We start from the raw sequence: 12,820 nt of genomic DNA on the forward strand, positions 1-12,820 counted from the left end.
CCGAGTGACTCAGTGCTTGCGCAGCTCCGCACGCCGCCCGAGCGTCGCGGAGATCCCGGCCGCGGCCGCGCGCACACTGTTGGCGTGCCGGGCGGGCTGGAACCGGTGCACGGGACCGGTCACGCTGACCGCTGCCACGATCTCGTCCGCCGGACCGAAGATCCCGGCCGCGACACACACGATGCCGACCGCCGACTCCTCGTACTCGAAGGCCACACCCTTGGTGAGCACGTCGGACAGCTGCCCCCGCAGGACCTCGACGTTGGTGATGGTCCGCGGCGCCTTGCGCTCCAGCGGCCCGCGCAGCGTGGCATCGCGCACCTCGGCCGGGGCGTGGGCCAGCAGCACCTTCCCGATCGCCGTCGCGTGCAGCGGCATCCGCCCGCCGAGCCGTGAAGGCGAGTCGGCCTGCTGATGACCCCCCATCTTGGCCACGTACACAACCTCGGACCCCTCACGCGTCCCCAGGTGCACAAGCTCGTGCGTCCGCACGAACAGGTCCTCCAGGAAGGGCGTGGCCACTTCGAGCAGCCCCCGCTCGACCGACGCCCGCATCCCCAGCTCGAAGACGAGCCCGGACAGCCGGTAACGCCCCTGTACGCGGTCCAGGAGCCGGGCCGCCACCAGATCGCCGAGCACCCGGTGCAGGGTGCTCTTCGCGAAGTCCGTACGCCGTTGCAACTCGGCGAACCCCAGGGTGGTGTCCTCGACCGTGAAGGCCTGGAGCACGGTGAGCGCCTTGGCCAGGACGCCACTGGGCGCGTCGTCGCTCACGGTTCTTTCCTTCCGGGTGGGGTGACGTGCCGACTGTACGGGACGGTGGGCACGCCCCTTGGTGACGGTGTGTCACGACGGCGTACGTAGACTGACCGGATGAGCAACAACCAGGCGGCGGCTGACACGCAGGCGGACCACGAGGGCGCGCCGAGCGGCCGTTCCGGCGCGGCCACCGGCAAGGCCGTCGGCTCGCAGACACTCGCACGCGGACTGCTGGCCCTCCAACTGGTCGCCGCGCAGCCGCAGGGACTCGCCGTGCAGGACGTGGCACAGCGCCTCGGCGTCCACCGCACCATCGCGTACCGGATCCTGGTGACGCTTGCGGAGCACCACTTGGTCGTCAAGGCGCCCGACGGCCGCTACCGGGCCGGCTCCGGCACGGTCACGCTCGCGCGCGGGTACGCCGCCGGGGTCCGCGAGGCCGCGCTGCCGCTGCTGCGCCGCACGGCCGACGAGCTCGGTGCCACGGTCGCCCTGATCGCGGCCGAGGGCGACGAGGCGGTCGCCGTCGCGGTCGTCGAACCGCTCTCCGTCGACTACCACATCAGCTACCGGGTCGGCAGCCGCCACCGCATCGGCGTCGGCGCGGCCGGCCTCGCCCTCGCCTCCCTGCGGACGCCCGCGCCGGGCGAGGCGGTGGAGATCACGCAAGCCCGCGACCAGGGCTACGCCCAGACCTTCGGCCGGATCGAACCAGGTGCGTACGGCGTCGCGGTCCCCCTGCACCTGGCCGACCCCGCACTGCACATGTGCGTCAACCTCATCACGTCCCGCGAAGACGTGGCGCGTGACTCCGTGGCGGCGATGCGGGACGCCGCACGGGACATCTCGGCTCTGGGATGAGCGGCAGGCCGACGCGCGGCCGATTTGAACTGCTCGGCCACCTCGGTGCCGCCGGGCCGGCCTCGCCGACTGACCGATGAATTCACCGATCTGCGCGGGACTGCTCCGCAGGTCACCGCGTCCGACCCGAAAGGTGCGACCGTGCCGTTCGACCTCGACCGTCCGGCCCCGGCGAACGGGGTGAAGTACCGCACCGAGCACGGCTACATCCTGGCCGGACCGGATCAGCACGGATGCTGCGTGATCCACGAGTTGTGGGTCGCGCCCGGGCAGCGCGGTAGCGGCGTGGGGCGGGCGCTCGTCGATCGGGTTCGGGCCTGGGCGAGGGGGCGTGGGCTGAGGCCGTTGATCGTTCACTGCTCGCCCGGCAACCAAGGAGGCCGTGCCTTCTACGAGGCGCTCGGGATGCGGGCCGTGTCCGTCGTCTACCAGGATGATCTGGCCGACGAGGCCGACGGTCGGTGACCTCGAAGTCCTCGCCGCGAAGCCATGGTCCAGTGGTGGTCAGTGGGGCGGTCCCGGCAGCCCCGACTCGATCTCGGTGAAGGCCTCCCGGAGGAGTGTGCGCAGGCCCTTGACTCCGGAGCGCGGGGTCCAGGTGACCAGGGTGGTGCGGAGCGCGGTCATCGCGGCTCCGGCGAGCAGCATCGGGTGGAGGCTCTCGGCGGGGACGCCCATCCGGCGGCCGAGTTCGGCGGCGGTGAGGTCCTCGCTGGTGCGCAGGCTGTGTGCCAGGCGGCCGATCAGTTCGGGGTGGTCGGCGAGGAGGCGTCGGCGTACGGGCCAGTTCCCGTCGGCGCCCGCCACCGGAAGTACCTCTTCGATGGCCAGGCGGAGGGAGGTCAACGGCGGTTCGTCGAGGGGGCGTTGGGCGAGGCGGACCAGCATCTTGCGGGTCAGTTGCTGGTCCCAGACGAAGAACGCGTCTTCCTTGGCGTCGAAGTAGTTGAAGAACGTGCGCGGCGAGACACCTACCGCGCGGCAGATGTCCTGAACGGTGACCGCCCCGGGGCCGTGCTCCGCCGCCAGCCGGATCGCCGTGTCCCGCAGCTGTTCGCGAGTGCGGTGCTTCTTCGCCTCGCGCAGCGAGGGCTCGTTGTTCGAGTGCTCGTTGGGTGACACGTTCGACGGCTCGGGGCTCACCCGCTCACCCTAGCCCGTGATCTCGCGGCCACCCGTGCACCAAATGTGCATGGATGCAATTTTGCAGTCGTGCAAACATGTGCCTACGGTGCCACCATGCTGAAGTCTGCGCCACGCGACCCCGACGTCCCCGGCACGGCCCGCACGCTCGCGGAGTGCCTGTGGCTGCCCGCGGTGTTCCTGATCGGCGTGCTCTGCTCCTACATCCCGGCCTTCTTCCACGCCCGGCCGCACCGGGTTTCGCTCGACGTGGTCACCGGCGCGAGCGGTGGCGGGGCCCGGCTCGGCGCGCTGCAGCGGCTCTTCGACACCGTCTCGCCCGGCGGCTTCCGCCTGCACGGCGTGCGTACGCTCGCGCAGGGGCGCTACGACGTACTCCACCAGCACGCGGTCGCGGCCTACGCCCCGGGCGCGTCCGGAGGGGCCGGAGTGTCCGGCACCGCACCCCAGCTGCTCACCGCGCGCGCCGACGGCAGCTCGCTGGAATCGGTGGTGCAGAACACCGTCCGGGCCGTCGGACAGCTCACCGCCCAGCACGCCCACACCGGCAGCGCCCTGCCGCTCAAGGTGCGCGAGCTGCTGCCGACGCTCCCCGGCGACGCCGCCGGTACCTGCGCGCTCTACATCGTGCTCGCCTGCACCCTGCCCTGCTACTTCATGGTCGTCTCGATGCTGCGCGCGGTCGGCTTCAGCCGGACCAAGCACGTACTGACCTACGTCTTCGGCGCGTTCGCCATCGCGCTGCTCTGCTACCTGATCGCCGGACTCGGCATGCACGCGATCAGCGACAACCCGCTGGTGCTGGTCTACCTGACGCTGATGGCCGAGGCGGTGACCCTCACCTCGTACGGACTGGTGTGGATCTTCGGGCGGTTCTTCCCCGGCGTCGCCGTGGCTGTCTTCATGATGCTGGGCATGCCCTCCAGTGGCGGGGCGGTGCCCGCGAGCATGCTCCCGGCGTTCTTCCGCTGGCTCCACCCGGTGCTGCCGGGCGGCAACCTGGTGGACGCCCTGCACTCGATCGCGTACTTCGGCCGTGAGGGACTCACCAGGCCGACGCTGGTGCTCGTCGCGTGGGTCGTCTTCGGGGTGTTGCTGGTGGCCGCGGGTGCGTGGCGGGACCGGGCGCGCCTGAACCGGGTGGCGGCGGAGTCGGACGCGCCGCCCGCGTCCGCGGTGGAGGACCCCACGGTGGAGGTCCCCGCCCCGGCCGCGCTCGCCCCGCACGCCAGGCACCACTTCGGAGATCAAGTTCCGGTCCTGACCGGGCGTCTGACGGACGATCAGGGCGCCCCGGCGGTGGGCGCGCTGGTCACCGTCACCACCCCGCACGGCCGCCGCCTCGTCCGCACCCGCACGGACGCCTCCGGCGAGTACGCCTTCGGCGGGCTCCCGGACGGCCCGGTCATCGTCCTCGGCACGGCCCCCTCCCACCACCCGGCCGTCACCCGCGAAATCGTCCGCGGCGCCCGCCCGTCGCGGCTCGATCTGCGCCTGGCGCGATGGTGACTCCGCGGGAGGCGTTTCAGATGAGCGTGCCGATGTCGTGGGCGGTGATGGTGTCCAGCGCGCGTTCGGCGACGGCCGCGATGGTCATGGAGGGATTGCACGCGCCGGTGGTGCCGGGGATGAGCGCGCCGTCGAGTACGTAGAGGCCCTTCTGGCCCCGTACGCGGCCGTCGAGGTCGCAGACGGTGCCCATGGGGGCGCCGCCGAGTGGGTGCCAGGTGCTGTTGACCAGGGAGTTGGTGTCGATCAGGGCGCCGAGGCCGCGGGACACCTCCTTCACGCGGCGGTCGATGGCGCGGTAGCTGCCGGTGTCGCCGTGGCGGGGCCAGTGCAGGGACACCGAGTCGGTGGCGGAGTCGTAGCGCAGGTGGCCGCGGTCGGGGCTGACTCCGAAGCCGACGAGCATGGTGGTCCTGGTGTCGATGCCGAGCGGGGGCAGGGAGGCCTGGATGATGGTGTTCGCGGTGTGCGGGTCGGTCCAGTCCTTGCTGCCGTAGACGACCGGGCCGCCTTGTTCCTTGCCGAAGTCCTGCTGGAGGTTGGTCCAGGCGTAGATGCGGTCGCCGTTGGCGCCCCAGCCCTCGCCGATGCCGTCGGGCAGGTCGGGGATGGCGCCGGTGGCGTCCGCGCGGACGAGGAGTTTGCTGGTGTTGACGCTGCCGGCCGCCATGATCAGGGCGCGGCTGGTGAGGACCTTGTGTTCGAGGACGGTGCCGGAGTCGTCGGTGCGGTCGACGGTCACCTCCCAGCGGCCGTCGGCGGCCCGTGCCACGGAGGTGACGTGATGGTGCGTCAGGACGGTGACCTTGCCGGTGGCTTCGGCCTGCTTGAGGTAGGTGACGTCGACGGAGTGCTTGCCGCCGTTGTTCACGCCGAGCGCGCAGTCGCCGTTCGTGTAGGAGGCTTTCATGGCGCCGCGGAGTTCGGCTTGTGCGTACGACCAGTCGATCGGCATCGGGATCTTCTCGACGCCGTACCCGGCCCGTCGGGTGCGGTCGGCGAAGGTGCGGGCCGCGTAGTAGGTGGGGGAGTCGATCAACTCGTCCGGGGCGGTGGCGGCTTGGAGCATGCGTGCGACGCGCGGGTAGTGGATGCGGTCCATGCGCCGGTAGTCGAGGGCTTCGGGCAGCCAGGTGTTGAAGACCGCTTCGGAGGGCTGGAGGGTCATGCCCTGGTAGACGAGTGATCCGCCGCCGACGCCGGCCGCGCAGACGCTGAGGATGTTCTCGCCGAGTACGGGTTCCAGGAGCCCGGCGTAGGGCTGGAAGTCGAGTGGTGTGCCGATGAGTTTGGCGAGCGGGCGGACGGCTTCGGGCACGGTGCCGTACCACAGGGCCCGCTTGTCGAGGCCGGACACCCGGGGGAAGGTCTCGGCGTCCGGCCCGGTCGGCCAACGCCGCCCGCGCTCCAGCACGGTGACCGGCACCCCGGCCTGCGCCAGGCGCAGCGCGGAGACGCCGCCTCCGAATCCGGATCCGATGACGACGACCCGGTGGTCCTCCCTGGTCAGGCGTACGCGGGCCGGGGCGGCCGAGGCAGCCGATGCGGGCCGGGGTGCGAGGGTCGCGGTGGCGGCGAGTCCGGCGGCGCCGGTGAGTACGGCGCGACGGCTGGGAGTGGGCATGCGTGACTCCAACGAGTGGGGGAGGGGGTGGAGTTGGCGGTGGGCGAGCTGGGCCGTGTGTTACTCGCCGGTCAGCTACTGCAGAGTAGGAGTGCCTGTCACTGAGTGACAAGATGTCTGTGCGTGCTATTTCAAGCCGCGGTCGCCGCGCGGGAGTTGGGGTTCTCGGCAGGTGCTGGAGTGCGGCCGCCCCCGTACCCGTCGGACGTGCGTCGATATGCTGCGGGCCTCCGAGGTGAAGGACGGTGAGGCGGGGTGCGCGAGGCGCCATCAGGGATGCGGAGGCGAGAGGCGTCGGCGGACGCGGACGACCGTCGGCCGTCCTTCGCCGAGCGTCGAAAGACGGCTCTCCGCTTCGAAATCGCCCGCGAGGCGGTCCACTTGTTCACCGCGCAGGGCGTCACCGCCACCACGGGCGAGCAGATAGCCCAGGCCGTGGGTGTGTCCGCGCGTACGCTGTGGCGCTACTTCCCGACCAAGGAGAGCTGCGTCCTTCCGCTGCTCTCGGCGGGGCTCGACTTCGTGGTGGACCGGCTGCGCCACTGGCCGCCGGAGCAGAGCCTGTTGGACTTCTTCACCGACGCCTGCCGCATCAGCGACCTGCCGCCCGAGACGGCCGTCATACTCGACCTGATTCGCATGACCTCCACCGACCCGGCGCTGCGGGCGGTCTGGCTCCAGGCGCACGACGACGCGCTGCCGGTCCTGGCGCGGGTGCTCGCGCGGCGCTCCGGAGGCGCCCCCGATTCGCTGCGCGTCTCGGTGCACGCCGCGACCCTCAACGGTGCGCTGCGCGCGGCGGCGGAGGAGTTCGCGCGACGGTACGGGGAGGAGGCGGGGGCCTCCGGCGCGGAGATCGGGGCGTGTCTCGAAGCGGCGTTGCGGGCGGCGATGGAGGGGCTGCCGTACTGAGTGCCGCCCGGACCGCTCCTCTCAGCGCCTCACGCGGTGAGGTCACCGGAGACGGCGAGGCCGAGTTCCGCCGCGGCGCGTCAGACACCCATGGCCGAGAGGCCGGTCGCGGCGAACACCGCGGTGTCGTGGCTACCCCACCGTCCGGCGGAGGAGCGCGGAGGGCGCCGCGTACAGCGCTGTCGCACGCAGCGCGTCGTCGTCGTGGTCGAAGGTGGTGCCACGGTCCTCCCCTCCGGCAGCGGCGGTGCGCAGGGTGTGTACCGCGTGCGCCAGTGGTTCCTGTTCGGCCAGCGCCCCGTAGAAGGCGATCACGTGGTCGAGGCCGCCCTCCGGGAAGAGGCCCGTGCAGACGATCGCGGGGCAGTCGCCGAGCCGGAACAGCTGCGCCGCGAAGAGGTTGCGCAGGGCCAGCTGGACGTGGATGTCGAGCTCCGAGCCGGGGCACGGCGGATCGAGGACGACCAGCGGCGTACTGCCCGGCTCGAACCGGGCCAGCCAGCGCGACAGTTGCCCAGGGAAGAGATCCGTGCCACGCCCCGTGCTTCCCGGCGGCCGGGCATGGCCGGGCGGCGAGAGTTCGAGGTACGCCGTGCCGTCCCGCTGCCCGAGCGGGGCGGCGATGTGCAGGATGTCGATCGCGCCCGGGGGCGACGAAAGGCGGTTGGCGAGATCAGTGTCCTGTTCCGCCACCAACGTGGGCCGGACGTGTCCCCGCTGCCGCTGACGGTCGCGCTGCCCGTACGACAGCGCGGCCGCCCGCCCGTCCTGTCGCGCGCTGAACACGAGCAGCTTGCGCGGACCCGGCTCCCGCACATCGTGACGCCGCAACGCGTTCCTGGTCTCCGACGTGAGCAGCGGCCGCCCCTCGGTCGGCTCGGCGGGCTGGATGCGGTGCAGTGCCGCGCGGGTCTCCGGGCCCACCAGGCCGTCCACATCGAGGAGCGGGCCGAACTGCCGGTTCAGGCAGAGCTGCAGCCAGCGGACATCGATGTGGTGTGCCGCGGTGGGCAGCGTGCGGTAGATCACCGGCTGGTCCTCGCTGTCCGCCGCGTCCAGCGCGGGCCGCAGCGCCATTTCCCAGGGCAGCGCATGCGCACCGGGGTCGTCGGACTCCAGGCGCAGGAAGCGGGGCCGGGACATCTCCAGCCGGCTCACGGCGGCGCGCAGCGGCCACTGATCCGTATGCCAGACCGCCAGTTTCGCCGGATGCGGCGAGGCCTCGTCGTCCACCGGATCGATGCTCGGGTAACGGCGCAGCGCCAACGCCCGTTCCTCCGGCAGGTCCGGGAAGAGCCGCGGATCGCCCAGGGGATCCACGTCGGTGTCGAGGAACATCGACCGCTTCGAGTGGTGCAGCAGCTCCTGCAAGCGCTGCGGTACGCCGTCGACCTGGATGCGCCGGGCGCACTCCGTCAGTGTCGCCAGGAGACTGTGCGAGACGAGGCCGCCCCGCTCGGCCAGGGCGACGGCCCTGTTGAACGCCTCCGCTGCCGTCGTGGGATCCGGGGCGATCCCGGCGCACAGCACCAACGCGGCGAAGGCGAGCCGGGCATGGGGAACGCGCGGCGCGCTGCCCGGCCCCCGGCGCGGCTCCTCCCACGGCACCCGGAGCAGCAGCCCGACCGCCAACTCCCGGTGGCCCAGCCTGGCGGCGGTGCGTGCACACCTCCAGACGATGAGCCGGTTGCCGTCGGCTTCCTCGGTGAGCCTGTCCACCGTGTGTCCCAGTCGCACCGGGTCTTCGTCCCCACGCACCTCGGCGAGCAGGAGCCTGGTCAGCGCCCGGTCGGCGTCGTCGCCTTCGTTCTCCATCTCGTAGCAGGGACGCAGCAGGGGCCAGGGCAATCGGCGCATCAGAGAGGGGTTGTCGGCCAGATCGCGCAAGGTGGCGAGCCGGGCCTGAACGGGCCGCACCTCGCCGAGCGCCTCGGTCAGCCGCCGCAACGGCTCCTCGGGCAACGGCTCCTCGGGCAACTGATCCTCTGGCAGGCCCGCGATGTGGCACAGGGCGTACAAGGGACGTACCAGGGCGGGAAGTTCGCCGTACGCCAGTGGCGTGCCGTCACCCGCCGTCGCTCCCGGGGAACGCCCCGTCCAGGCATGGGCCAGCAGACGCAGGCGGAGCGCGAACTCCGGTTCCTGGCCCGGTTCACCCTTGACCCTCAGCAAGCGGTGGGCGGCGGCGGAGTCCATGCTGTCGCGCAGCAGGAAGCGGGTGTAGAGGAATCGGCACTCGGGTTCGCCCGCCAGGTAGCCGAGTTCGAACCAGAGCCCGGTCGCGTTGGTGAAGGAGTCGTTGGCGTCGGCGATCTCCTGGAGCTCGCCGAGAATCACGCCGCGCAGTTGGGCGTTCTGCGCAAGATGCCGGTAGCGCTCGGCGCCCTGGAGCTGCTCGGCGGCGGTGTCCGCGCGGTGGATCGCGGTCAGCGCGGGTTCCTCGCGGCCGAGCAGCAGGTGCGCCTTGGCCCGCAGCCGCTCCTGGTCGGCCCGCTCCTCGGGGGTCGTCACCAGCGCCTCGTCGAGCACGGTGAGTGCGAACTGCGGGCGGTGGCAGCGCAGCAGCAGGTCGGCCTGCTGGGCGATGGCCGGGAACGTGGGCTGCCCGGCCTCCGCGCACAGTTCGGCGGCCCGCGCGTACAGCTCGATGGCCCGGCCCACGTCACCCTTCAGCCGACGCTGCGCCGCCTCCTCCGAAGCGGCGCGCGCCGCGACTCCCAACTCGCCGATGGTGTGCGCGAAGACGAGGACCTGGTGGTGGGCGGCGGCCGTGTCCTGGGAGCGCAGCAAGCGCAGTTGCGCGGCGCGGGTGTTGAGTGCCCAGAGCCGGTCGATCGCGGGGAGCTCCGCACGGCACAGCACGTGCTGGTCGAGCAGGCGCACCGCGTCCGCCGCGTTCCCGCCGAGGCCCAGCATCGTGGCCCGTACGACGTCCTCCCGTGCCGAGTGCCGCCTGGCCGCCGGGTCGGTGCCGCCCTGGGCGTACAGCTCGTCGGCGCGCGTGAGGTGCAGCTCGATGTCGGCCCATGTGCGGTCGTGGACGTCGGAGGGGGTGCCTTCCGCCATGGCCTCGCGGAACTGGGCGTAGGCGATGTTCAGATGGGCCTCGGCCATGACGGAGAAGGAGATGATCGTGCCGCCGTGAACACGGCGAGGCACGTCGCGGTCCACGTACTCGTCCCCGAGGACCTCCTCGGCGAGCCCGCGAAGCTGATCGGTGTTCCCGGCCGCCCAGGCGCGCTCCATCGCTTCGCGCCACACTCCGACGGCCTGCGGGTCCCGCATCTGGAAGCGGTGGTAGAGGGACTCGCGCAGATACCAGGCCCAGTTCTCCGGGTCGGACTCGCCGAGCGACTCGGCCCTCTCCGCGAAGCGCTCGGCGAAGTCCCGGTGCAGATCGGTGAAGACGCTCTTGTCGGAGATGAGGTCGCGCATCGGGCCGAGGACCACGCTGTGGAAGACGACGGACTCGTCGTCGCCCGCCACCTCGCGGATCAAGGAGGAGCTTCCGGCGTACTGGAGCAGCCTGCCCCACGCATCGTCGAGCCTTGCCCCGTCCACGGGCGGAACGGGCGGATCGTCCGCCGCGGGTCCGGCGGTCGCCCGCTGATTCAGATGGGGGCGCAGGACGATGTGGACGTGTTCGCGACGCAGCCTCCGGGGGATCACCCCGTAGCGTACGAGCCACAGCACGACTGGGTCGTCGATGCGGCGCAGGAGACGCTGGACGAAGTGGCGAGCGAGCGGGTCGTGGCGGTCGCCCTCCAGTGTGTCCGCGGTGACGTCGGAGTCCTGGTCGGTGACATCGGCGAACAGCGCGAGATGGAACGGCATCCCGGCGCTGCGCCGGACGATGGTCCGGCGCACCTCCGGGCGCTGGATCTCACGTATGTCGCGCAGGTAGCGGTCCGCCTCGTCGGGGGTGAACCCCGCCACCTGTACGTTCTCGTAGTCGCCGAACGAGGCGAGGGCCTGGCCGTGCCGGATGCTCAGGTCCTGGCGGCCCGAGAGGATCAGGCGCAGCGCGGGGCAGGCGCGCACGGTCTCGCCGAGCAGCCGCAACAGGCCGTCCGTGCGCGAGGCGCTGCGCAGCACGACCTGCTCCAGCGCATCCACCACCACGAGCACGGGCCTGGACGGCTCCGTGCCGAAGCTCTCGTTGAACCGGGCGGTGAACGCCTCGACGACCTCGCGGTGGATCCGCTTCTCGTCCTGGGAACGGATGCCGCGCGCGGCCTCCGCGGCGGACTTCGAGGTGGGGCGGCGCAGCAGCGAGCGGTAGGCGGCGTATTTGTCGAGTCCCGTGAACACCCGCTGTGGCAGCCGCTGTTCGAGCTGCTCGGCCGCTTCCAGGAGCAGCAGCCAGGGCCAGTGTGCCGCGTTGAGCGGGTCGACGACGTCGAAGTCGATGCGGGCGCAGTTGATGTCCGCCTCGGCGGTGACCGCCTTGCGGGACACCAGCCAGCGCAATCGCGTGGTCTTGCCGGTGCCGCCGGTGCCGTGCATCTGCCAGACGCGCGGTCCCTGCGCGGACAGCAGCCGCCTGGCCCGCTCCCACAGCCCGTCCGGTTCCAGGAACTGCGCGCAGCGGCCGTAGTCGCCCGCCCAGTACGTGCGGGCCCGCAGATATCCGGCCCGGTCCTCCGCCAGTCTGAGAAGCTTGCGCGGGGCCACCGTCGCCCGGTCCGGGTCGGCCAGCACATGGGTGAGGCGCTGGCAGCGGGCGAAGTCACGCTCGGCGTCACTGGCGAAGAACAGCTCGTCGAAGAGCGTCGCGGCGGCGTCGGGGGCAATGAGGATCAGGTGCCGCAGCTGCTCGGTCGGCCTGCCCCTGGCCCGCCAGTGCTCGCTCAACGACTGCTCAAGTCCGACAAGCCGCTCGGGGAGTCGCTGGCCGTCGACGGTGCGCAGCCAGGAGAGCAGGTAGCCGGGGCGGTCCGCGTCCGGGACCTGGTAATAGGGGCGTTTGCCGGGGACCTTCTCGATGGCGCCGCGCCGCAGCAGGTCGGTGACGCTGGGCGGATCGGAACCCGCGAATAGCCTGATGACAGTGGTGTACGTCTCCTCGTCGAAGAGCCGCGCGACGGCCGCGGCCCTGAGGGTGTCCGTCCAGCTCTCGGGCAGCAGGGTGCGCCGGATGTCGTCGGGGGTCTCGCCCCGGCCGAGGCGGTCGACGAGTTCGGCGAGCGCGTCCGCGAGCCGCGCTTCGGGATCGGCGAGCGCGTCCGTGGGGCGCGCTTCGGGATCGGACATCAGCCCGCCTCCTCCATGCCGTCGACGTCGGCCATGCTCAGCCACGTGTCCAGGATCTGCTGGTACACCCCGACGGGGAACGACGGCGGTGTGCCCTGCAGCTTGTTGATGCCGTCGAGGAGTACCTCGAAGTCCTGGAATCTCAGCCGACGCAGGACCTTGTTCGCGTGCCGCTGACGCTCCCAGAATTCCCTGGCCAGCCGCTTGTAGTGGGGCTGTTGGAACTCCGTGAGGACCACGGGGGAGCCCGCCATGAACTTCTGCAGATGCCGGTAACCGGGCCAGCTCTGCGGTGCGACGACCAGAATGCGCACGGGATAGTCGCCCTTGAAGTCCTGCACGGCACCGAACAACAGCGGCAGGAGCACCTGGTCCAAATCGTATTCGCCGATTTCCTGGGCGTTGTCGATGGCCAGCAGGTGGGGGCGGCGTCGCGTCTCGGCCCGGATTCGTAAGGTGGTCAGGAATGCCTGGAAGATCTCGGCCTTGCGGGCCTCCGCGTGCCGGTCGGCATCCATGTCGAAGGGGTCACCGAGGTCCACATCGGGCGACGGCATCCGCTCGGTCCACGGACGCCCGCCCCGGGTGGCGAGGTTGAGGACCTGGTTGAACCGGGCGAAGTCCGAGGCGTTCATCGAATCGGGCTGCCGCTTGTCCACGCACGCCTCGCGCAGCGCCCGCAGCACGGACAGCCAGTCGAGCTCCGCCGGCTCGCCGCTGTCGTTCCCCGGCACGTAGTCGAGGTCGGCGTATGTGACG

Annotated in this window: 9 protein-coding genes; 4 read left to right on the forward strand and 5 right to left on the reverse strand. The window is 71.5% G+C overall.

What is annotated here, in order from left to right; genetic code table 11:
* Positions 1–9 precede the first annotated feature (9 nt).
* A complete protein-coding gene (locus tag RBJ65_RS29085) occupies positions 10–774 on the reverse strand; it encodes an IclR family transcriptional regulator (RefSeq protein WP_306316984.1) in 765 nt (254 codons plus the stop codon).
* Between the two features lie 99 nt (positions 775–873).
* Here RBJ65_RS29085 and RBJ65_RS29090 point away from each other — a divergent pair, with 99 nt between their 5' ends.
* Entirely contained in the window at positions 874–1,620 is a 747-nt protein-coding gene (locus RBJ65_RS29090; protein WP_306316983.1) for an IclR family transcriptional regulator, read from the forward strand.
* Between the two features lie 141 nt (positions 1,621–1,761).
* On the forward strand, positions 1,762–2,085 hold the full coding sequence (locus RBJ65_RS29095; RefSeq protein ID WP_306316982.1) for an N-acetyltransferase: 324 nt from the start codon (positions 1,762–1,764) through the stop codon (positions 2,083–2,085).
* 39 nt (positions 2,086–2,124) lie between these two features.
* On the opposite strand, the gene RBJ65_RS29100 is transcribed toward RBJ65_RS29095, so the two are convergent.
* Entirely contained in the window at positions 2,125–2,763 is a 639-nt protein-coding gene (locus tag RBJ65_RS29100; RefSeq protein WP_306316981.1) for a TetR/AcrR family transcriptional regulator, read from the reverse strand.
* A gap of 96 nt (positions 2,764–2,859) precedes the next feature.
* On the opposite strand from RBJ65_RS29100, the gene RBJ65_RS29105 reads away from it, so the two are divergent.
* Positions 2,860–4,272 carry a carboxypeptidase regulatory-like domain-containing protein gene (locus RBJ65_RS29105; RefSeq protein WP_306316980.1) on the forward strand — a complete coding sequence of 471 codons (1,413 nt, stop codon included), beginning with the start codon at positions 2,860–2,862 and terminating at the stop codon, positions 4,270–4,272.
* A gap of 16 nt (positions 4,273–4,288) precedes the next feature.
* On the opposite strand, the gene RBJ65_RS29110 is transcribed toward RBJ65_RS29105, so the two are convergent.
* Complete coding sequence (locus RBJ65_RS29110) at positions 4,289–5,896, reverse strand: GMC oxidoreductase (RefSeq protein WP_306316979.1); 1,608 nt, start codon at positions 5,894–5,896, stop codon at positions 4,289–4,291.
* 276 nt (positions 5,897–6,172) lie between these two features.
* Between RBJ65_RS29110 and RBJ65_RS29115 the strand changes: the two genes are divergently transcribed.
* Positions 6,173–6,808 carry a TetR/AcrR family transcriptional regulator gene (locus RBJ65_RS29115; RefSeq protein WP_306316978.1) on the forward strand — a complete coding sequence of 212 codons (636 nt, stop codon included), beginning with the start codon at positions 6,173–6,175 and terminating at the stop codon, positions 6,806–6,808.
* 132 nt (positions 6,809–6,940) lie between these two features.
* Here the strand turns inward: RBJ65_RS29115 and RBJ65_RS29120 are convergent, their stop codons facing one another.
* Both RBJ65_RS29120 and RBJ65_RS29125 read right to left on the reverse strand, forming a co-directional pair.
* Positions 6,941–12,061: a hypothetical protein gene (locus RBJ65_RS29120; protein WP_306316977.1), complete on the reverse strand. Its 5,121-nt coding sequence runs from the start codon at positions 12,059–12,061 to the stop codon at positions 6,941–6,943.
* Positions 12,061–12,820 (reverse strand): hypothetical protein (locus tag RBJ65_RS29125; protein ID WP_306332181.1); only part of this gene is annotated, 760 nt, incomplete at its 5' end. The genes RBJ65_RS29120 and RBJ65_RS29125, both read right to left, overlap by 1 nt.

Source organism: Streptomyces sp. KL109B (assembly GCF_030766935.1).
GTDB lineage: Bacteria > Actinomycetota > Actinomycetes > Streptomycetales > Streptomycetaceae > Streptomyces.

Excerpts from the sequence above, each read along its gene's own strand:
- RBJ65_RS29090 (WP_306316983.1), top strand. The coding sequence starts at position 874 with ATGAGCAACAACCAGGCGGCGGCTGACACGCAGGCGGACCACGAGGGC.
- RBJ65_RS29105 (WP_306316980.1), top strand. The coding sequence starts at position 2,860 with ATGCTGAAGTCTGCGCCACGCGACCCCGACGTCCCCGGCACGGCCCGC.
- RBJ65_RS29110 (WP_306316979.1), bottom strand. The coding sequence starts at position 5,896 with ATGCCCACTCCCAGCCGTCGCGCCGTACTCACCGGCGCCGCCGGACTC.
- RBJ65_RS29115 (WP_306316978.1), top strand. The coding sequence starts at position 6,173 with ATGCGGAGGCGAGAGGCGTCGGCGGACGCGGACGACCGTCGGCCGTCC.
- RBJ65_RS29120 (WP_306316977.1), bottom strand. The coding sequence starts at position 12,061 with ATGTCCGATCCCGAAGCGCGCCCCACGGACGCGCTCGCCGATCCCGAA.